A 21,529-nucleotide genomic window follows, 5' to 3' on the forward strand; every position below is an offset into this window, starting at 1 on the left:
AAGCGCCAAAGCCTTTCCGCCGCAGTAGGGTGATGCTGGGACGTCAGCCGCTCGATACGCCAGTTTGTCGGCTAAGCTGCGACGGGTAACCGGGTGCCCTGCGCTCTAGAGTCCAGCGATCATCGCGATGCTGTGGATTGGTGGTGGTTTGCACTGCCGGTGGCATGGATCGGCGGCCTTGTTCAAGGCCGTTGGCGTTCGCCGACGCGGAAGACGCTGAAGCCTCAAGCCAGATTTCTGGGGAAACGGCAATGGCGACATCTGGGGGAATAAACTGAGCTCATCCCGTCACTTGAGGTTAAGGACAACCATGACTCCGCGCCGGTACTGCCCTCGCACCAACTATCGCGGCGGCTCATCCGCTGCTTTGGTCCTCGTCGCCGCGGCTGCAATAAGTGCAGCCGCATTGACGATATCCGCGAAGGCGCATGCCGTTCCGTCGCCCGACGTGGATTACTTGTACAACGTGACGGTGCGCCGCCAATACAACTTTCCCAACGGTGACGCAATAGGTTACGGCCACGGGATCTGCGACAAGGTCAGCGCGGGCCAAAGCTTCGCCCAAGTGATAGGGGACGTGAAAAACGACGTGACTCCCAACGATGAGTACGCGGCGAATTATCTCGTCTCCTACGCGGTGAGCCAATACTGTCCGGAGCAAATCTGGCAGCTGCGGAACTCCGCGGCTGGCTACCGGCCACCCCCGGGAACTGAAAGTCCTACCAGCGGGCTTCAAGGCGACATAGCCGGGAAGTGATCGGCGCAAACCCACAAGACCATCGGCATCAACCGCCAGCTGTTTAACAGACGGCCCGGACATCTCGGCGGGTTTGGGCGACGAACGGCGTTGACAGTGCCCAGCACGTGTTGTGGCCCTTATTGCAGCGGGCCATCCTTCAGCATTCCAGCCGTCTGCCAGTAGCCCCAGCGGGCCGCGTTGCAGGCTATCGATCTTGCCCTCCACATCAGGCAAGCCTTCCGCGCTACGCGCTCAAAATAGCCGAGGCACCACCACCGGCCACGCGCTCAAAGTAGGTGAGGCACGTCGGATCCTTGCGGGCAGCGGCATGGGACTCCTATACGTAATAAGATAAACAAATAACGAGATCGGAAAACCGAGCTGTCGGCGTCCTTGATGGCGGCCGCGGACAGGTGCCGACCTGGAACGGCGACGCCGCAGTGGCCGCAGACGGCGATCAGCCGGCACCGGGCGTGTCCAATCGAAGCCCAGCGACCAGGAGATAACTCGCATGACAACCTTGCCCGGGACTACAACTGGCATCGACGGCGTCCCCGAAGTGGACTGGGCCTCCCTGCCGATGGCTACCGATCGCGGTGCTGGATGGGCGGCGCTGCGCGATCTGGGACCGGTGGTGCTGACGCACCACTTCTACTACCTGACCCGCCGCGAGGACGTGTTGCATGCGCTGCGCAACCCGCAGATTTTCTCCTCGCGCAAAGCGTTCGACATGCTCGGCAGCCCGATGCCGCTGGTCCCCATTTCCTACGACCCGCCGGAGCACACCCGATTTCGCAAGGTCCTGCAGCCCTTTTTCAGCCCGCACACCTTGAGCGCGATGATGTCGGATCTACAGGCTCAGGCGGCTGAGATCATCACCGATATCGCCGCCAAAGGTCAGTGCGAGGCAATCAACGACATCGCCATTCCGTACCCTTCCCGAGTGTTTTTAACGCTGTATGGCTTGCCGCTGGCCGATCGCGATCAATTGATCCGGTGGAAAGACGCCGTCATCGCACTGTCCGACTACGGCCCAAGTCTTGAAGGCGCCGATCTGACGCCTGCCGTGGAGTTGTTCACCTATTTGACTAACGCTATCAACGAGCGTCGGGCCAATCCGGGGCCCGATATTTTGTCGCAGGTTCTCACCGGCGAGGAGCCACTCACCGACGCTGAAGCCATCGGGTTGAGCTATCTATTTGTGCTGGCCGGGCTCGATACCGTCACCGCGGCCATCGGATTCTCACTGCTCGAGCTCGCCCGTAACCCTGCGCTGCGGGCAGAATTGCGCCGCGATCCCGAGCAGGTGAAGGTGTTCATTGAGGAAATCGTGCGGCTGGAGCCCCCCGCGCCGATAGTGCCTCGGGTAACCACCCAACCGGTGACCATCGGCCGCGTCACGCTCCCAGCGGACACTCCGGTGATGTTGTGCTTGGCGGCAATCAACCGTGACGACAGCGACGAGTTCTCAAACAATGAGTTGGTGATGGATGGCAAGGTCCACCGGCACTGGGGCTTCGGAGGCGGGCCGCACCGCTGCCTGGGATCACATTTAGCGCGACTGGAGCTCACCTTCGTGATTAATGAATGGTTAACCCGCATACCGGAATTCGAGGTGCAACCCGGCTACACGCCGCAGATCGCGTTTCCTGCGAATACGTTCTCGTTGACCTCCCTGCCGCTGCGCTGGAACTAGCCTCCTCGCGAGGTTATGCTGAACCGTATCAGCGCGACGGCCTCGATCACACCCCGCTCGCCGTGCGTTGCAAACAAGCCGGTTTGACCGTCAACAGCCAGGAGCAAGCTTTCGCCTACTCCGGTGGATAGCCGGGCGGCGGGTAAACGCCCCGCAGGATCCAGGGCAACCAGCTGATGCCGAACTCGAGCTCGTCGCTGGCGTCGTAGTCCGGGACGGGATCGAGCGGGATGTTGTCCGATGAGGTCACCGGCGGCGGCTCGGCTGCATTCCGGTTGCCGGGGGCCGCTCCCTGCGGCTGGCCGTATACGGCCACCACGACAGTGCGATCCGGGCTGTTTTCCGACCACACCCCGACTTGAGAGTTGGCGCAGTTGGACATGATGGCGTTATACGCGGGGTTGTAGTACCACCGGTTGATCAAGTCGTTGCCACTAATTGCTATGGACTGGTTGATCGCCACCGTTTCGGCCACTTGACCGTGGAAGCCGGCGGCGTTGGCGCGGTCTTGCGGGGTGGACCCGTCCGAGCCGATGTCACCGTCGACGTTTCGGTTGTTGAGCATATCCCTGGTGTGCCGCTGCGCGGCCTGTTGCAGCTGTGGATTGATCCTGACGTCGTTGGTGCAGCCAGCCTGGTGCTGCATGGTGTAGACGTTGGCAACGACAGCGTCGTTGAACCGTTTGTTGTTCGGTATCAGCGTGTTGATGTCGCCGTCCGCGTGGGCCGCGGGAGTGGCCAGCATGGTGCCGGCAGCGGCAACCACCAGTGCGGGAAGAGTCAGCGGCCGATACTGCATGTCATTCTCCTCGTTGTCAGCCGCCAAAGGCGGTGGGCGATAACGGGCGTCGCCCTCGCTGCCGCCAACCACCGCCTTGGTAACGGTGATCGCATGGCCAGAGTGGGGGTCTCGAAGCGCTGCGCACCTGGCGCAGGTCTGCCAACGCTGCTCGCCCAGGGCTTTGATCCCGCTGGCCTTCCTCTCCCGCGCATGCTGCGGTGATTGCTGCAGCACCGGTCGTCGGCGACACGGCGAGTCCCGCGGCGCGTCCCGGCGACATCCATTTGACTGGTTGACCGGCTTTGCCCGCCAGCGGAAGGGACACGCTGGTGGCGTCGCTGATTGTCGGCCAGTCCAGTCGTGATTGCGACCGCCCCCACACCCACAACGCACCCCGTGGCGGTGTGATCTTCGATGTCATCCGGGGTGCCTCCGGTTCAAGCGCAAGCCCGACACTGTGGGCATCGTAGATCCCAACTTTTGACGGTGCAAATGAGATAGACATATTACGCTTTCGCTGGTCAGCCGGGGGAAAGAGTCGGTATGGCACCGACAGCTTGTAGAACGTCGCAATTGGCGGGCGGTGCAACGGCGGCCGAACCTGCTGCCGACACGCATTACCGCCCAACGCTCAAAGGGCTTCGAACGATGCTCGCAGCTACCCCCGAACCGAATGTCCACGGACTGTGGCCTCGCCGTCTCTGGCGGCTGGGCACCGCGTCGCCAACTACACCAACCGCCAGACGAGCCAACCGCAGTGGGCCTCTACTCTAGGGCTGCGGCTAGCATGCGACCCGCAGGGCGAAGCTCGCGGTTGTCCTGAGGTTGGGCTTGGCGGTGTCGAACCCAGCTGCCGTACCGCGGATTACATACGTCTGATCTTTCATACTGGTATCGGCGTTGCCGCTGAGCCCTTCTGTATAGCTGCCCGTAAAGCCGCCGAGATCTGTGATGGTGACGGACTTGGCCGCCAGCCGAGTTTGGTTGGATACCAATGCCGTAATCCCGGCTGCCCGGTCGCCTGTGACGATTCTCGTCAACGGCCCGATTGCCGTGCACTTCACCGCGGTCGTTTCGGGTAGAGCTCGATCGTTGATCGTCACCTTCGCCGTTCCGGCGGGCAACGCCCCCGGTGGAAGCGAGGAGGGCGACGATGAGCAAGCGCCAACACCCGCCGCGACCAGGAAAATTATCGACGCATTGAGCACCAGCAACCGGTCCCCGACGAGCTCGCCCAAGATCTGTCTAGCCATGTCTGCCACACCTCCCGTGAGTGGAATGTAGCCGCCGCTCGGCTCAACCGGTGTGGAATGGCTCAAACCGCGAAGCGGCCAGCGCCGTCGAAGCAGTTGTTAACACGATGCTCCACCATCGAGCGCCGGATCGATTGCCCGCGAATGTGTTCGCCACTCACACGGATCCTGCAGGCCAGCGACCGGTTCGTACAACGCAGGCACCGCGTGTGCATGCGATTAGCCCGGTACGACGGCAATAGGCCGTAGGTGACATGGCCGCGCGGCCGGTTCCTACCGAGTTGCGTCCAGGGGCGTGGTGTATGAGCCGGTAGGGCCGGTGGGCGTGTCGTAGCGCGGTAGAGGGCGGTCATCGCGTGATCCTTCGAACGATCAGCAAAGTCGACCGAAGGAGAGCAACGCGATGACCTCACCACACCTTATCGACGCCGAGCAGCTGTTGGCCGACCAACTCGCCGAGGCCAGCCCGGACTTGCTGCGAGGGCTGCTGTCGGTGTTCATCCACGCCTTGATGGGCGCGGAAGCCGACGCCATCTGCGGGGCCGCTACCGCCAGCGCAGCGATGAGCGGTCCAACAGCCGCAACGGCTACCGGCATCGTGATTTCGACACCCGCGCCGGCACCATCGATGTGGCCATTCCCAAGCTGCGTCAGGGCAGCTATTTCCCGGACTGGCTATTGGAGCGACGCAAACGCGCCGAGCGTGCCCTGACCAGCGTGGTGGCCACCTGCTATCTGCTGGGAGTGTCCACCCGGCGGATGGAACGCCTCGTTGAAACACTGGGTGTGACGAGGCTTTCCAAGTCGCAGGTGTCGATCATGGCCAAAGAACTCGATGAGCAGGTTGAGGCGTTTCGCACCCGCCCGCTTGACGCCGCCCGTACACGTTCGTCGCCGCTGATGCCCTGGTGCTCAAAGTCCGCGAGAACGGCCGCGTCGTGGGCGTGCACACCCTGATTGCCACCGGCGTCAACGCCGAGGGCTACCGCGAGATCCTGGGTGTGCAGGTCAGCTCCGCCGAGGACGGGGCAGGCTGGCTGGCGTTCTTCCGCGACCTGGTCGCCCGCGGCCTGTCCGGGGTGGCGCTGGTCACCAGCGACGCCCACCCCGGGCTGGTGGCCGCGATCGGGGCCACCTTGCCCGGAGCGGCCTGGCAGCGCTGCCGCACCCATTACGCGAACAACCTGATGGCGGCCACCCCGAAGTCCTCCTGGCCGTGGGTGCGCACTCTGCTGCACTCGGTCTTCGACCAGCCCGACGCCGAATCGGTTGTTGCCCAATACGATCGAGTCCTCGACGCATTGTCGGACAAGCTCCCCAAAGTGGCCGAACACCTCGACGCAGCCCGCCCGGATCTGTTGGCGTTCACCGCTTTTCCCAAACAGATCTGGCGCCAAATCTGGAGCAACAATCCCCAGGAACGGCTCAACAAAGAAATCAGGCGCAGGACCGACGTCGTGGGCATCTTCCCCGACCGGGCCTCGATCATCCGCCTCGTCGGTGCCGTGCTGGCCGAACAACACGACGAATGGATCGAAGGACGACGCTACCTGGGCCTTGACGTGCTCACCCGCGCCCGCACAGCACTGACCAGCACCGACGAGCCCGCCGGACAGCAAACCAACACCACCCCAGCCCTGACCGCCTAGACTGCCACCCGAAGGGTCACGCGATCGAACGAACTCTTACACCACGTCACTGGGCTTGGCCTCCTACCGTAACCCTAATACCGCGGTCTCAGGGAGGCGACCAGCAGATTACGCAGTACGCCGTCTTCGCCCCCGTCCTCGGGCCTGGCCGGTTCGGCGATGAGGCTGAAATTGATCCGCACGATCCAGCGGGCCAACGTGTCAGCCGGAAGGTCTCGGCGAACCTCGTCGGCAGCGGCGGCAGCCTCAAGGCGCTGCACCAGCGCCTCGGCAAGTTTGGCCCGCCACACCTCGGAGCCCTCAGCGGCTTGGTAGGCAGCGCCGAGGGCTTGGTGGTCTTCGATCAGTGACTGCATTATCGGTGAGCGGCGGGCTATCTCGTTGCCGCGCAGGCTTGCCGCGACGAGCTGATCTAGGAATGGTTCGTCGGTCTGCCAGCACTGCTCGACGGCTTCCAGGGTGGCGGCGAGTACTCGCACAAAGGAGGCCGCGAGCAGTGCGTCCTTATTCGGGAAGTAGTAGTACACCGTCGATCGGTGCACTCCCGCACGTCGGGCGATGTCACTCATCCGGGTGCGTACGGGGCCTTTCTCGGCGTAGCACGCGTCGGCTGCAGCCAATAACCGGTCGCGCGCCTCGTCCTCATCCGAGCGCGAGGCGGCGCCGCAAGAACCCATACGGCGTTGCTCGCGCTGAGCGTTCACAAGAGCACACTAGGGCCTTCGTTGCGTAGGGGTGATACAAGCAATCCCGACACCGCGGGTAAGCCGCTGATCGGCTGGCCTGACGATCTTGCTTGCGGTAGCGAAGGGTAGAACGTGATCGCGGCGCTCGGTTTGACCCCGAGCACGCAACCGGCACGCAGCGGGACGGCGCACACACAACCGATCGCTATATCGAGCAACCGGAGCTAACGGGGCAGCAACCATCGGGCCGCAATCAGAACTGCCTACATTCGGCGCCCGGCGGCCGCCTTACGCCGGGCCTCCTGAGCTTAAACATACAAATGATTCAATCCGATATATAGATAGATGTTTTGCCTGCCGCGGCATCGAGCACGACCGATTTATGACAACTTCGGGCCTCGACCCTGTCACCCTAAGCTCACGTCGGCGCGCTGAATAGTCATCAGTGAGGATAATTGCCCGATCGAGCCGAAGAAGACGCCGGCAGCGTTCAGATGCCCTGGCTGTCGGCATTGGCGGGACCAACAGTGTCGTCGCCGCTTGCCCGACGCCAATCCCAGACGCTTGCCGTTTCGCATTATCGCTGGTCGGAGCGCCGTCACTGCCCCGACACGACCTTGAAATGGGGGCCGTTGCCGACAATGCGACCCACAGTGGTGACCCCAAGTCCACAGCGCCGTTCAAGGACCGCTGTGCCAGACGCTGTGAGCTTAGCGCCTACCAGATTCAACTGACTAGGTTTTTATCTGTAATCGGCTTTTTCTCAATTGTTTATGTGTGACCCGGACGAAGAACCCCCTAATCGGTCCCATCTTACGCACATGGCGATTTGCTTGCCTTCTCCAATGATAAATCTTGCACGGCTGTGTCCGGCACCCTTTATAGCGTCTACTGAGATGTCTAATCGCGTCGTCTGAAAAATTACTGAACCCAAAAGAGGTAATGCTGAGCAAACTCCTATACGCTGTTACCGCGGTTTACAAAGCTAGACGGCGTGTCCAATTCCGTGCAGCGTCCGGAACGGCTTGCTGTACGCTGGGCGACCACCACTGAGGGTGGCTACTGCCGAGTCAGGTGCGGTGAGCAGCTCTGATGGTCCTTTCGCGCTGTGAGTAGCGCAGTCGTGGAGATGGCGGTGATTGCGACAAAAGGATTCAATTTGTCTGATCGCTCAGCAAATCGACCTAGTTGGACAGATGTCCATTGGCCTAGCACGTTAACAATAAAAGTGGTGAAACGTTGCGTCGCATGAAACTCATGGTGTAGCGTCCGCTGTGCTGTGGGCCACACCGTGGGAACTCGGCATGTGGTCTTTACCGCTATGGGGAGGATTCGTCGGTCTATGCCGGCTGAGATTAGACGCGAGCGAGTGCACTAGTGGTTGCAACGCACACTGAGCCTGCTTTGCCCGCCGCCCCGCCGACGGTCGGGGCCCCCGTCTCGGCGGGTGGTAGTCGCAGGGCAGAGACCTTCGGCAAGCCGTTACGCGAGGTCGGCAGTTACTTCGCGTTGACGCTAGACACCGTCGTGCAGATGGCGCATCCGCCCTTCGCGTGGCGGGAGTTCATCCACCAAAGTTGGTTTGTGGCTCGGGTGTCGATCGTCCCGACGATCTTCTTATCGATTCCGTTCAACGCGCTTTCCGTATTCATCATCAACGTGCTGCTGGTCGAAATTGGTGCCGCCGACGTATCCGGCGCTGGGGCTGCACTGGCGGGCGTCGTCTACATCGGCCCCATCACCACGGTGCTGGTGGTGGCCGGAACCGGCGCCACAGCGATGTGTGCCGACCTCGGCGCTCGCACCATCCGTGAAGAACTTGACGCGATGCGGGTGATGGGAATCAGCCCGGTCCAGCGACTGCTGGTGCCCAGGGTGCTGGCGCTCGGCCTGAACGGCTTGTTGCTCAACTCGATCAACACCATCGTCGGCTTGGTTGGCAGTTTTTCTTTCTCGGTCTACTTCCAACACGTCACTCCAGGTGCCTGGGCGGCGGGCTTGACGCTCCTGGTCGGGCTGCCCGACATCGTCATCGCGTTCGCCAAGGCGGCTTTGTTCGGCCTGATCGCCGGCACCATCGCCTGCTATAAGGGCGTGACTGTTGGTGGTGGTCCACAAGGTGTCGGCAACGCGGTCAACGAAACGGTGGTGTACACATTCGTGGCCTTGTTTGTGATCAACGTCGTATTGGTCGCGGTCGGCACGAAGGTGACGATGTGAGCGGAGCGCCCGTCCGACACCGGTTTGCGCCGAGCACAATGGGCGCAGGCCCTGCCGCGAGCGCGGTTCCTGCCGGACCGCGGTTGCCCCGACTGATCATCAGAGTGCGCGGCTTGGCCAACGGGTGGAACCGACTGGGCAGCCAAACCGCGTTCTACGCCAAGGCGCTGACGTTGACGTGGGATGCTGTCGCGCGCTACAAAGCTGAGACGCTGCGTCTGATCGCCAATATGAGTCTGGGCGTTGGTGCGCTGGCCGTCATCGGCGGCACCGTGGTGGTCGTAACCACTTTGGTCATGTCGACTGGATCCTTCGTCGGCATCCAGTTATACCGATCGCTGTCGGATATCGGCGTGGAGGCGTTGAGCGGTTTCGCTTCGGCCTACATCAACACGCGTTTCGCCGCGCCGCTGACCGCCGCTATCGGACTGGCCGCCACCATCGGCGCCGGAGCCACTGCACAGCTGGGTGCCATGCGGATTAACGAGGAGATCGATGCGCTCGAGGTAATGGGCATCCGAGCAATCAGCTACCTGGTATCCACACGGATAGTGGCCGGTGTGCTGGTCACAATTCCGTTGTGGGCCATGGCTTCGCTGGCAGGGTATCTGGCGACGCGGACGCTTGTGGTCTTCATCTTCAGGCAAGCCCCCGGTGTGTACGACCACTACTTCCGTACTTATCTGCAGCCAACCGATCTAATCTGGTCGTTGCTGCAGGTCATGGCGACGGCAATGACCGTCATGCTGGTGCACACCTATTACGGTTTCAACGCCACAGGCGGACCGGCTGGCGTCGGTGAAGCGGTCGGTCGTTCGGTGCGCGCTTCGTTGGTTGTGGCCGTAGTGGCGCAGTTAGTGGTCGCGATGGCCGCCTACGGGGTGTCCGGCAACTTCAACCTGTCCGGGTAGCGGCCAATGAAAACGAAACGACGCGAGGCAGGCCTGCACCCGGCGCTGTGGACGGTCATCCTCATCGCCTCCATCACCGGGGGGATCTTGCTGACGATAGCGGCGTTCAACAGAGACCTCCAGCCCTATGCCAGGGTGACCCTGGCCTCGGACCGGGCCGGGCTGGTGATGGAGCCCGGCGCCAAGGTGAAGTTGCGCGGCGTCCAAGTCGGCCGAGTTGCGTCGATTCAGCCAGGAGACCCGGTCAAACTCCGCTTGGAGCTCTACCCCGAGCAGCTGAAATACATCCCCGCCAACGTCACCGCCCAAATCACCGCTACCACAGCATTCGGCGCCAAATATGTCGACCTGCTGATACCGGAGCACCCCAGCCCGAAGCGGCTGGCGAGTGGCGCGGTGGTGATATCACGCAACGTCAGCACTGAGGTGAACACGGTGTTCGAGAACCTCGTGGGGGTGCTGAACCAGGTCGACACCCCCAAGCTCAACGCTGTGCTCACCGCGGTGGGTGATGCTCTGCGCGGCAAGGGTGAAGCCATCGGCGAGGCCACCACCGACTTCCACCAGGTCCTGTCGGAAATCAATCCCCGCAGTGAAACCATCCGCGCCGACTGGCGGGCGTTGAAGGGATTCAGCGACACCTACAGCGCGGCCGCACGCAACATCGTGACGGTGCTCGATGCGGCCGCCACCACCAGCGCCACCATCACCCGCAACGTCCCGGCATTGGACTCGTTGCTGCTCAACGTCGCCGGGCTGTCGCGCAGCGGCACCAACCTAATCGGCCCGAATAAGGACAACCTGGTGCACGGCATCAACCTGCTGGAGTCCACCACCCGACTGTTGATGAAGTACAACCCCGAATTAACCTGCACGCTGGTCGGCGGAAAGAACGTCTTGGATTTCGGCTTCTTGGATGTTGCCGGCGGCCACAACGGCTACTCGGTGATCCTCGACGTCGCGTTGCTGCTGGGCGATGACACCTACCGCTTCCCCGATAATCTGCCGATCAACGGCGCCAAGGGCGGACCCGGCGGCCAGCCAGGCTGCGGATCGCTGCCCGACGTCGCCAAGAACTTCCCGCAGCGCTACCTGGTCACCAACACCGGGTGGGGTACCGGGATGGACGTGCGGCCCAACCCGGGCATCGGCTTCCCCGGATACGTCGACTATGCCCCGGTCACCCGCGGCGATCTCAGACCACCCAGCATTCGTCATCCGGGGCCACCAGCGCCGGGTCCAGTCCCGGGAACCGCCGGCTACAACAGCCCGGCACCCTATGGTGCGCCGCAGTACGCACCGGACGGAACGCCGCTATTTCCCGGCCTGCCGCCAGCGCCTCCGCCCGGGCGGCCACGCGAACCCGGACCGCCGCCGGCCGGATCAGAACCGTTCGTGCCGCCGGTGCCCTCCGGTGAGCAACCGACCTGCGGAATCCTCAATCAGCAGTGCGTGCAGCTGGAACCGCCGTATGCTCCAGCGCCCTGACCCGCCGTCAAGAGTCCACACGATCGAGCAGATATCTGAGGAAAGGCCGACATGCGAGAGAATTTGGTAGGCGCGCTGTGGCGCCTTGCCATCTACGCCGTCGTGTCCGCGCTTGGCATGTTCGCACTGATCGCTGTGTTCGGGCAGCTGCGCTTTCAGCCGGAGAAAACCTACAAGGCCCAGTTCGCCAACGTGTCTGGGCTGGAAGGCGGAAACTTTGTCCGGATCGCCGGCGTCGAGGTTGGCAAGGTCAAAAACATCTCCATCCAGCCCGACGCCACGGTGTTCGTCGAGTTCAGCGTGGCCAATTCAGTGGTGCTCACCGAGGGCACTAGGGCCGCCATCCGTTTCGCCGACCTCATCGGCGGCAGATATATGGCACTGGAAGAAGGAGCCGGGGGGAGTCAAGCGGCTGCGCCCGGGTGCGACAATCCCGCTGAGCCGCACCGAGCCGGCGCTGGACCTCGACGCGTTGATCGGCGGGTTTCGGCCACTGTTTCGCGCGCTGGACCCGGATCAGGTCAACAAGCTGACCGGCCAACTGATCGCGGCCTTCCAGGGGCAGGGCGGGACAATCGGTTCCTTCCTCGACCAGGCTGCGGCGCTGACCAACACCTTGGCCGACCGCGATCAACTGATCGGTCAGGTGATCACCAATTTAAACGGCGTGCTGGGGTCATTGAGCGGCCAAAGCAGCCAGTTCGCCAAGGCCATCGACTCACTTTCGGAGCTGGTAGCGGGTCTCAAAGCCCGCAAACAAGACATCACCAACGGGGTGGTGTTCGCCAACGCCGCTGCCGGCTCGGTCGCCGATCTGCTGGCGCAGGCGCGTCCACCGCTGAAAAAGGTTGTGCACGAAGCTGATCGGACCGCCGCCACGGTGTTGGCCGACCGCGATTATTTCGACAACTTCCTGCAAACCTGGCCCGATGCGACCCAAATACTCAACAGGCAAGGCATGTACGGAGACTTCTTCAGCTTCTATCTGTGCGACATCGTGCTGAAGCTCAACGGCAAAGGCGGCCAGCCGGTGTATATCAAGCTGGCCGGGCAGGCCACGGGGAGGTGTACGCCGCGGTGAAACCCTTCTCCGAGCGCGATCCGTTCGCCCTGGCGGCCATCGGCCTCGGGGTGATCCTTGCTCTGATGATGCTGTCGCTGAACTACGACAAGCTGTGGTTCGTCAACAGGGACAAGGTCTACTCGGCGTACTTCGCTGAGGCGGGTGGGCTCGCGGCCGGCAACCATGTCCTGGTGTCGGGTTACCGGGTCGGGCAGGTCGCCAGCGTCGAGCTGGACGGACCGCGGGTGCTGGTCAAGTTTACCGTGGCGCGCAACGTTCGCCTCGGTGACCGCACCGAGGCGGCCGTCAAGTTGAGAACCGTGCTTGGCAGCAAGATCCTCGAGGTCACACCGCGTGGAGACAAGCCGCTGAGCGGCACCATACCGCTGGAGCGGACCACGTCGGCCTATCAACTGCCCGACGCGCTGGGTGATCTCACCAACACCATTAGCGGACTCGACACCAACCAGCTGTCAAAATCGCTGGCCGTGCTGGCCACCACGTTCTCCGACACACCGCCTGACCTCAAGGTTGCGGTGCAGGGGGTGGCGCGATTCTCCCAGACACTCGACGAGCGCGACGCCCAGCTGCGAAACCTGTTGAGCAGCGCCAACAAGGCCACCAAGGTGCTGGCCGAACGCAGCGACGAAGTAGTCAGGCTGGTCGCCGACACCAATGAGCTTCTGGTGCAGCTCAGAAGCCAAAGCCGAGCACTGGACCAGATCGCCAACAATGTTTCCGCGCTGGCCCAGCAAATCAAGGGCTTCATCGCGGAGAACCGTGACACGTTGAAGCCGACGTTGGACAAGCTCAACGAGGTGCTCACGATCGTCGACAATCGTAAACAACGCGTGCAGAAGGCCCTGGTAGGGCTCAATAGATACGCCCTGGGGCTCGGCGAAGCGGTGTCATCGGGACCGTTCTTCAAGGCGTATGTGGCCAACTTGTTGCCCGGGCAGTTCGTGCAGCCGTTCATCGATGCGGCCTTCTCCGACCTGGGGCTCGACCCGAATGTGCTGTTGCCCACGCAGCGGGCCGATCCGCAGGTCGGCCAGCCGGGTACACCGCCGCTGCCGATTCCCTATCCGCGGACTGGCCAGGGCGGGGAACCGCGCAGAACCATTCCGGACGCGATCACCGGCAACCCGGGCCAGCAGCCGTGCGGTCCCCCGGGCGTGCCGCTGCCCGGCCCTGGCTGCTACCCGTATCGGGAGCCGCCGCCCGCGCCACCGCCCGGCGGGCCGCCGCCGGGACCCCGGCGCCGCCGGGTCCAGGAGAAGGTCAGTCCATCCCGCCGCAGTCTGTGCCGGTCGAGCAGCCCGCACCGGGTCAGATACCGCCGACCCAGCCGCCGGTGCTGGGCGGGTCGGGACCGATCGGCGCCCAGCCGGGCCCGGGCCGGCCGGCTGAAGGTGGTGCACGGTGAACTCCCGTGTCGTGAAGATCGGCGTCGCCATCGCGCTGGTGCTGGTGCTGATCGGGGGTACCTTCGTCGTGGTGCGCTCGGCGACCGGCCTGGGCCGCATCCAGGTGACCGGCTACTTCGCGAACAGCACTGGGCTCTACAACGGCGACAACGTGGTGATTCTCGGTGTGCCGGTCGGCAAGGTTGAAAAGATCGAACCGCAGCCCGACCACGTCAAGATCAGCTTCTGGTACAACGACAAATACAAGGTTCCTGCTGACGCCAAAGCTGTCATCATCTCGCCGTCATTGGTGACACCTCGGGCCATCCAGTTGACGCCGGGAGCAATTGTCAATATCTGTGGATGGAGAATTTCAGGCGGCCTCCTTCCGGGCTTCCTCGGTGGCCGGTTCGTCGGTGCGTTCGAGGAGTTTGCCGTTCTCGAACTTGGCGCCGCCCGGACGAGGGCGACCAGGTGGGGTGCGTTCACCGCGCGCCAGCGTGACTGGGCGGCCTCGATTAGCTTGTAGGCCACGGCGATTCCCGCCGCGCGTGAGCCCGGACCCTTGGTGATCTTGCTTCGATTACGCACCGTTGAGAAGGTGGATTCGATGGGATTTGTCGTTCTCAGGTGCACCCAATGCTCGGCGGGGAAGTCGTAGAAGGCCAGCAGCTGGTCGAGGTCGTCGGTGATTTTGGCGACCGCCTTGGGATACTTGGCGCCGTAGGCCGCCTCGAATGCCTTGACCGCGTTCAGCGCGTGGCGTTTGTCCTCGGCGTTCCAGATCTCTGCGAGCGCCTTCTTCGCGCCGGGGTGCGCGGATTTCGGCAGTGCGGCAAGAACATTCGCAATCTTATGAAACCAGCAGCGCTGTTCCTTGGTCTCCGGGAACACTCGCGCAGCGCGCCCCAGAACCCCAGTGCGCCATCCCCGATGGCCAGTACCGGCGCGCGCATGCCGCGCCGCTTGCAGTCACGCAACAGATCCGCCCACGACTCGGTGGCCTCGCGGTAGCCGTCATCGAGGGCGATCAGCTCTTTGCGGCCATCCGCGCGCACCCCGATCAGCACCAGCAGGCACAGCTTGGTCTCCTCCAGGCGCACGTTGACGTGGATGCCGTCGGCCCACACGTACACATAGTCCACACCCGAGAGGTCGCGGGCCGAAAACGCCTTCTGCTCGGCTTGCCAGGTCTGGGTCAGCTTGGTGATCGTGGCCGCCGACAGGCCCTTGGTCGAGCCCAGAAACTGGCCCAGCGCCGGCCCGAAGTCCTGCGACGAGAGCCCATGCAGGTACAGCAGCGGCAGCACCTGCTCCACCTGCGGGGTCTTGCGCGCCCACGGCGGCAGGATCGCCGAGGAAAACCGCACCCGCTCACCGGTTTCCGGGTCAACCCGCTTATCGTTGACCCGCGGCGCGTGCACCTCGATCGCACCCGCGGCGGTGGTCACCTCACGCGGCTCGTGATAGCCGTTGCGCACCACCAGCCGATGCCCGTTCTCGTCGCGCTCATCGGCGAACTGGGCACAATAGGCGGCCACCTCGGCCCGCAACGCCGCGGCCAGCATCTGCTGCGCACCCTCGCGCACGATCTCATCGATCACCGACGACACCGGGCCCGCCAACACGACAGGCGCAGCCGAACCATCACGATCGCCGGCCTCAGGGACTACATTGAGCATGGGTCGTACCTTCCCGAACCAGCGCGTCAACGCCGGTCCTTGATCAGACAAATGGACTTCAGATCATCCTCGGGAAGGTGCGCCCAATCACGCCGCCTCGCCGAGGCTCATCCACAGGTTCTGATCATTGCTCCGACGCCGGCCTACACCGGCGGTGCGGTAATGGGCGATGGGGCGGTGATCCCGCCGCAACGCACCGCGGTTCCGGTGGAGTACGACGACTTTCGTCAGCAGCTAGAAAAGCTGACGCAGATACTGCAGCCGACCAAACCCGGTGAAACCAGCACCTTGGGGGCGTTCGTCAACACGGCGGCCAACAACGTGCGGGGCCAGGGACCCGAGATCCGCGACACGATTATCAAGTTGTCACAGGCGATTTCGGCACTCGGCGACCACAGCGACGACCTGTTCACGACGTTTAAAAACCTGTCGGTTCTGGTCTCTGCCCTGCACGACAGCAGCGACGTGCTACGACAACTCAACCAGAACCTGGCCGCCGTAACCAATCTGCTGGCCAACGACCCCAACGAAGTCGCCAACGCTGTCCGCAACCTCAACGATGTGGTTGACGATGTGCAACGCTTTGTCGCCGACAACCGCGAGAGCCTCGGCACGACCTCTGACAAGTTGGCCTCGGTGACGCAGGCGGTAAACGAGAGCATCGGTGACGTCAAACAGCTGTTGCATGTGGCGCCCACAGGGTTTCAAAACTTTCTCAACATCTATCAACCCGCACAAGGCACGCTGACCGGCATCCTGGGGCTCAACAACTTCGCCAACGCGCTCCAGTTCATCTGCGGCGCCGTGCAAGCCGCTGCCCGGCGAGGCGCCAAAGAATCGGCGAAGCTCTGCGTGCAGTATCTGGCGCCGATCATCAAAAACCGCCAGGTCAACTACCTGCTATTGGGTCTTAATCCCTTCGTCGGCGCCACGGCGCGCCCCAATGAAATCACCTATAGCGAGGACTGGCTGCGCCCCGACTATGTTCCCCCGCAGCCGCCCGCGCCACAGGCCGCCCAGCCCGGCTCGCCGCCGGGCAATGGGCCGGCGCCGCCCGGCCCCTCGCCGCGGGCCGCAGAGGCACCGGCGCCAGGACCGGTTGCGCAGCCGGCGCCGACCAATCCGGCAGAAGGCCTGCGCGGAATGATGGTGCCCCCCGGAGGTGGACAATGAGCCGATCACGGTCCTGGCGCCGCGCCGGAGCGGGACTGCTGGCAGCGTTGGCGCTGGCGGGGTTATCCGGCTGCGGCTTTCATGGCGCGAACTCGTTTCCGTTGCCAGGCACCAAGGGCCGCGGACCGGGCTCCTACACCGTCCAAGCGCAGATGCCCGACGTGCAAAATCTGCAACAGAATTCTCGGGTCCGGGTCAACGACGTGACGGTCGGCAATGTGACCAAGATCGAGGTCCAGGGCTGGCATGCGCTGGTCACCATGAAGATCGACGGCGACATCGACTTGCCGGCCAACGCAACCGCCACGCTGGGTCAAACCAGCCTGCTCGGTTCGGTGCACGTCGAACTGGCGCCGCCGAGGGGGGTGGCGCCCGAAGGCAAACTGAAAAACGGCTCACTGATCCCCTTGTCGTCCAGCGGGGCGTATCCGTCGACCGAACGCACGCTGGCTGCTTTGTCGTTGCTGCTCAACGGCGGCGGCTTGGGCCAGGTGCAGGACATCACCAAGGCGCTCAGCACCGCTTTCACCGGACGCGAACAAGATCTGAGAAGTCTGCTGCAACAGCTCGATAAGTTCGTCGCCTACCTCAACGACCAAAAAACCGACATCATTGCCGCCACGGATAGCCTCAACAGCCTGGTCGGCCAATTCGCTGATCAGAAGCCGGTGATCGACAAGGCGCTCAGGACTATCCCGGAGGCGCTGACGGTGCTCAAAGACGAGCGCGACAACCTCGCCGACGCGCTGGCCGAGGTGGCCAAATTCGGCGCACTAGCTGCTGACTCGGTCAACAAGACCAAGCAGAACCTGGTCAAGGAGCTCAAGGATCTGGGCCCGGTGCTGCAGTCATTGGCCGACGCCGGGACGGCGCTGACACGCTCACTGGGGTTCTACGGAACGTTCCCGTTCCCGAAGGACACGCTCAGCAAATGGTTGCGCGGTGATTACGCGAACTTGACCGCGGTGATCGACTTGACGCTGAGCCGGCTTGACGCGTCGCTTTTCACCGGCACCCGCTTCGAGTGCAATCTGACCGAGCTGGAACTGCAGTGGGGCCGCACCATCGGCCAGATGCCCAGCCCGTGCATGGCCGGCAGCCAGTACAACCCCGGCAACCCGCTGGTCGTCCCCTACCGCTTCGACCAGGGGCGCTGACATGCTGCTACATCTCACTCGGGGTACGAAAATCCAGCTCGTGGTGTTCGTCGTGATCAGTCTGATCGCGGGCATGATCATGTTCTTCAACTTCATGCAAGTACCGACCGTGTTCTTCGGTGTGGACCGCTACACGGTCAAGGTGGAGTTGCCCCGGGCGGGAGGACTGTACCCGGGCGGCAACGTCACCTACCGGGGGGTCGAAGTGGGGCGGGTCAAAGACGTGCGCCTGACCCCTAACGGCGTGCAGGCCGAGCTTCAGCTCGACTCCGACATTCACATCCCGGCCAATTCGAACGCGCAGGTGCATAGCGTATCGGCGGTCGGCGAGCAATACGTGGAGCTGCTGCCACGCAGCGCGCAGGGGCCATCGCTGAAAAACGGCGACGTCATCCCGGCGAACCGCACCTATGTACCGCCGGACATCAACTCGCTGCTGGAGGCCACCAACCGGGGCTTGGCGGTGATCCCGCGCGAGAACCTCAAAACGGTGGTCGACGAGTCCTACATCGCGGTAGGCGGGCTCGGCCCGGAGCTTTCCCGGCTGGTGAACGGGACCACCAAGCTAGCGATCGATGCGCGCAAAAACCTGGACGCGCTGGTTTCCTTGATTGACGGGTCAAAACCGTTGCTGGACAGCCAAATCCAGTCATCGGATGCGATCCAGGCATGGGCGGCGCACCTGGCGAGCATTACGTCGCAGCTGCGAAACAACGACGCAGCGCTGGCGCACGTCCTGCAACAGGGCGGCCCGGCGGCCGCCGAAGGCCGGCAGTTGTTGGACCGGTTGACCCCCACATTGCCGATCGTGCTGGCCAATCTGGTCAGTGTGGGCCAGGTGGGTGTCACCTATCGGGATAACCTGGAGTCTTTGCTGGTGGAGCTGCCGCAGGGCGCGGCCGATATTCAAGCGGTCGGTGTAGCCAACCGCAACACCAAGCAGGACTACAACGGCGCTTACCTGAGCTTTAATCTCAATCTCAACTGGCCGCCGCCCTGTACCACCGGATTCCTGCCGGCCCAGCAGCAGCGGGCGGCCAGCTACGAGGACTACCCGGACGTTCCCAATGGCGACTTCTACTGCCGGGTGCCGCAGGACTCGCTGCTCAATGTGCGCGGTGCACGCAACCTCCCGTGCGAGACCCGCCCCGGCAAACGGGCCCCGACGGTCAAACTGTGCGAAAGCGACGAGGCCTACGTGCCGCTCAACGACGGCTTCAACTGGAAGGGCGATCCGAACGCGACCTATACCGGCCAGGGTGTCCCGGAGTTCAGGCCAGGCGAAGAACCGCCGGGTCAGGCGCGACCACCGGCCCCTCCCGGTCCGCCACCACCACCGATCGCAGCGGTCCAGTACGATCCCGCCACCGGTATGTACGTCGGACCCGACGGGCGGATGTACACCCAAGCCGAGCTGGGCCGCGGCGCCGCAAAGGAGCAGACATGGCAGAGCATGCTGACCCCGCCCACCAGGAAGTGAGCGAGACCGAGAAGAGCACGGCACCACCGCCGTCGCGCGGCCCCACCGATGAGGGTCGCCTACGCAACGGTGTCGGCACGCAGGAAATCGACCCCCAGGAGCCGACGGGCGCTGCGGCGGCGAGCCAGGGCGAGGAAGCCGAGGATTACGACGCGGCGGTGGACGGCAAAGCCGACGACGCATCTGACGAGGGGTCGGAAGATGCTGCACCGACCAAAACGCCGATGTCACCAGTGCGCCTGGCGACGCTGGTGGGAGTGGTGATGATGGTCGGTTTGGCGGTGCTGGCCGGATGGCTGGGTTTTCGGGGGTATCAATCGCATCAGGCCCAACAACAGCGTGCGCTGCTCGTTCAGGTCGGCAGGCAGGGCGCGCTGGATCTAACAACGATCGACTGGCAGCACGCCGACGCCGATATACAGCGTATTCTGGACTCCGCGACCGGCACGTTCTACGACGATTTCTCGAAGCGCTCCAAGCCTTTCATCGAGCTGGTCAAAAAAGTACAGTCCAAATCGGTGGGCACCATCACCGAGGCAGGTTTGGAATCCCAATCGGGTGACGAAGCCCAAGTGTTGGTGGCGGTGTCTGTCAACACCTCGACTATCGGTGCCCCCGAACAGGAACCGCGGCATTGGCGAATGCGGATCACCGTGCACAAGGACGGAGACGAGGCCAAGGTGTCCAACGTCGCGTTTGTGCCATGAGCTGGTCCGTGCCTCGGGCATTGACTGGCCGAGCCCACGAACCAGAAAAGGAACTACCGCAGTGCCCATTGAAAGCGATGCTGGCGCCGAGCAGGATGCAGCCGTGCTCGCCGAGGAGACAACCGGGCAACTCGAGCCCGAAACAGACAAGCGCGACGACGCCGCCGAGGTCGGGGACACCAACGACGCCCACGTCGATCCTGGCACGCAGGACGTTAACTCCAGCGGTGCTGAAAGCAACGACATCAAAAAAGGTGTGCTGCAGGCGTTGTGGCGTCGCACCAGCTGGCCGCGAGTGTTCGCCTTTGTGGCGCTGCCCATTCTGGCGCTCTCGATTGCGGCGGCGGCCGGTTTTTTGAAGTGGCAAGATTCGTGGAACCGCGCATCAGCGCTGGCCGCGGTCGAGTCGGTCGCGGCGGCCAAGGAGTCCACCGTGGCGCTGCTGTCTTATCAGCCCGACAGTGTCGAAAAAGACCTCGGCGCCGCGCAGGACCGGCTGACCGGCAAGTTCAAGGACTCCTACAAGCAGTTGGTGCACGATGTGGTTATCCCCGGTTCGAAGAAAGACCACATTTCGGCGATCGCCACCGTTCCCGCTGCGGCCTCTGTGTCGGCAAGTCCCGACCACACGGTGGTGCTGGTGTATGTCGACCAGACAGTGACCGTCGGCAACGGCGCACCCACCGAAACGGCCTCCACCGTGCGGGTGAGCATGGACAAGATCGGTGAGCGCTGGCTGATCTCGGGATTCGACCCGGTGTAAGGACGCCTTCACGCTGGCGGTGTCGTTGAGCGCCCGCGCCTCACACGGTTGTCTGCGACGGGCCGAAGTTCTGGCAGACGGTATACGGCGGTGCGAACGTGCTGGCGCAGCCGAGGCCTTTGACCACGTATGTGGCGCCTGGCCAGTATGTGTAGTAGACGATCGCCGGGTTGCGACCATTCTTCGATGCGCACTGTCCGGGCGTGCTGTCGCCGGCTATGGAGAGACACACCACCGAGGAATTGGGTTCAGCGTCGATGGGGCACGGCCCTGGATGCATCGCGGCCATCACGACGGTCATACCCGAAGCCTGTACGAGCTTCGGCGGGGTGAGAACGAACGAGCATTGCCCGGAGCCGTCACCACTTGCTGGCGACGCCCGCGATACCCCCGGAGGGCTAACAGCAACAAGCGCCAGTACCACCAATGCTGGCAATCCCGCCAAATAACGGACCATTTTTGAATTATACCGTTTGGCCGAGCATGTCCCGAGTCTCGTGGGAATTTGGGGAGAGATCCATGGTGAACCCTGCTAGGCGGCGGCACCGACAAATTTCGGTATCGGTGGCTTTGTGGGCGCGGCTGCGTCGATGGACGGCGTCGATTGTGCGTGGGATCAGCAGGCGGCGACTGAACCATCAGCCGGCATCGAGGCGCGCGACGTCGTCTTCATAG

At 63.3% G+C, this 21,529-nt stretch carries 13 protein-coding genes and 6 pseudogenes; 14 read left to right on the forward strand and 5 right to left on the reverse strand.

Annotation, left to right across the window (positions count from 1 at the left end; genetic code table 11):
* The first annotated feature begins 310 nt into the window (after nt 1-310).
* Nucleotides 311-757, forward strand: a complete 447-nt coding sequence (locus tag MYXE_RS03755; protein WP_085193362.1) for a DUF732 domain-containing protein — start codon at nt 311-313, stop codon at nt 755-757.
* A gap of 493 nt (nt 758-1,250) precedes the next feature.
* Nucleotides 1,251-2,435, forward strand: coding sequence for a cytochrome P450 (locus MYXE_RS03760; RefSeq protein WP_085193360.1), 1,185 nt, complete (start codon nt 1,251-1,253; stop codon nt 2,433-2,435).
* 115 nt (nt 2,436-2,550) lie between these two features.
* Here the strand turns inward: MYXE_RS03760 and MYXE_RS03765 are convergent, their stop codons facing one another.
* Nucleotides 2,551-3,234, reverse strand: coding sequence for a CAP domain-containing protein (locus tag MYXE_RS03765; RefSeq protein WP_085193381.1), 684 nt, complete (start codon nt 3,232-3,234; stop codon nt 2,551-2,553).
* Between the two features lie 764 nt (nt 3,235-3,998).
* Nucleotides 3,999-4,469 (reverse strand): lipoprotein LpqH, encoded by a 471-nt coding sequence (locus MYXE_RS03770; protein WP_112650053.1) that lies wholly within the window; start codon nt 4,467-4,469, stop codon nt 3,999-4,001.
* Nucleotides 4,470-4,872: 403 nt separating this feature from the next.
* On the opposite strand from MYXE_RS03770, the pseudogene MYXE_RS03775 reads away from it, so the two are divergent.
* Nucleotides 4,873-6,118: pseudogene (locus MYXE_RS03775) on the forward strand (IS256 family transposase).
* 74 nt (nt 6,119-6,192) lie between these two features.
* Here the strand turns inward: MYXE_RS03775 and MYXE_RS03780 are convergent.
* Nucleotides 6,193-6,822 carry a TetR/AcrR family transcriptional regulator gene (locus tag MYXE_RS03780; RefSeq protein ID WP_232061719.1) on the reverse strand — a complete coding sequence of 210 codons (630 nt, stop codon included), beginning with the start codon at nt 6,820-6,822 and terminating at the stop codon, nt 6,193-6,195.
* Between the two features lie 1,515 nt (nt 6,823-8,337).
* Here MYXE_RS03780 and MYXE_RS03785 point away from each other — a divergent pair.
* The 6 genes and pseudogenes from MYXE_RS03785 to MYXE_RS24195 form a co-directional block, all read left to right on the forward strand.
* The gene (locus MYXE_RS03785; protein ID WP_232061720.1) at nt 8,338-9,024 is read left to right on the forward strand and encodes an MlaE family ABC transporter permease; all 687 of its coding nucleotides are present in this window, start codon (nt 8,338-8,340) and stop codon (nt 9,022-9,024) included.
* Between the two features lie 38 nt (nt 9,025-9,062).
* A complete protein-coding gene (locus MYXE_RS03790; RefSeq protein WP_085196591.1) occupies nt 9,063-9,935 on the forward strand; it encodes an ABC transporter permease in 873 nt (290 codons plus the stop codon).
* 6 nt (nt 9,936-9,941) lie between these two features.
* Nucleotides 9,942-11,423 (forward strand): MCE family protein, encoded by a 1,482-nt coding sequence (locus MYXE_RS03795; RefSeq protein ID WP_085196589.1) that lies wholly within the window; start codon nt 9,942-9,944, stop codon nt 11,421-11,423.
* A 51-nt stretch (nt 11,424-11,474) separates the two neighbouring features.
* Nucleotides 11,475-12,504 (forward strand): annotated as a pseudogene (locus MYXE_RS03800) (MCE family protein).
* Nucleotides 12,501-13,912, forward strand: a pseudogene (locus MYXE_RS03805) (MCE family protein). Before MYXE_RS03800 ends, MYXE_RS03805 begins: the two co-directional pseudogenes overlap by 4 nt.
* A gap of 155 nt (nt 13,913-14,067) precedes the next feature.
* A pseudogene (locus MYXE_RS24195) lies at nt 14,068-14,175 on the forward strand (MlaD family protein); the annotation flags it as partial.
* A 90-nt stretch (nt 14,176-14,265) separates the two neighbouring features.
* Here MYXE_RS24195 and MYXE_RS03815 read toward each other — a convergent pair.
* Nucleotides 14,266-15,574: pseudogene (locus MYXE_RS03815) on the reverse strand (IS256 family transposase).
* A 135-nt stretch (nt 15,575-15,709) separates the two neighbouring features.
* On the opposite strand from MYXE_RS03815, the pseudogene MYXE_RS03820 reads away from it, so the two are divergent.
* The 5 genes and pseudogenes from MYXE_RS03820 to MYXE_RS03840 all read left to right on the forward strand — a co-directional run.
* Nucleotides 15,710-16,747, forward strand: a pseudogene (locus MYXE_RS03820) (MCE family protein); the annotation flags it as partial.
* Complete coding sequence (locus MYXE_RS03825; RefSeq protein ID WP_085195082.1) at nt 16,744-17,904, forward strand: MCE family protein; 1,161 nt, start codon at nt 16,744-16,746, stop codon at nt 17,902-17,904. The pseudogene MYXE_RS03820 and the gene MYXE_RS03825, both read left to right, overlap by 4 nt.
* Before the next feature lies 1 nt (nt 17,905).
* Entirely contained in the window at nt 17,906-19,384 is a 1,479-nt protein-coding gene (locus tag MYXE_RS03830) for an MCE family protein (RefSeq protein WP_169714196.1), read from the forward strand.
* A complete protein-coding gene (locus MYXE_RS03835) occupies nt 19,348-20,091 on the forward strand; it encodes a YfgM family protein (protein WP_085195137.1) in 744 nt (247 codons plus the stop codon). Before MYXE_RS03830 ends, MYXE_RS03835 begins: the two co-directional genes overlap by 37 nt.
* Nucleotides 20,092-20,152: 61 nt before the next feature.
* Complete coding sequence (locus tag MYXE_RS03840; RefSeq protein ID WP_085195084.1) at nt 20,153-20,854, forward strand: hypothetical protein; 702 nt, start codon at nt 20,153-20,155, stop codon at nt 20,852-20,854.
* A 40-nt stretch (nt 20,855-20,894) separates the two neighbouring features.
* On the opposite strand, the gene MYXE_RS03845 is transcribed toward MYXE_RS03840, so the two are convergent.
* Nucleotides 20,895-21,155 carry a hypothetical protein gene (locus tag MYXE_RS03845; protein ID WP_085195086.1) on the reverse strand — a complete coding sequence of 87 codons (261 nt, stop codon included), beginning with the start codon at nt 21,153-21,155 and terminating at the stop codon, nt 20,895-20,897.
* Nucleotides 21,156-21,529: the final 374 nt, after the last annotated feature.

The organism is Mycobacterium xenopi, from assembly GCF_009936235.1.
In the GTDB taxonomy this organism is placed as follows: Bacteria; Actinomycetota; Actinomycetes; order Mycobacteriales; family Mycobacteriaceae; genus Mycobacterium; species Mycobacterium xenopi.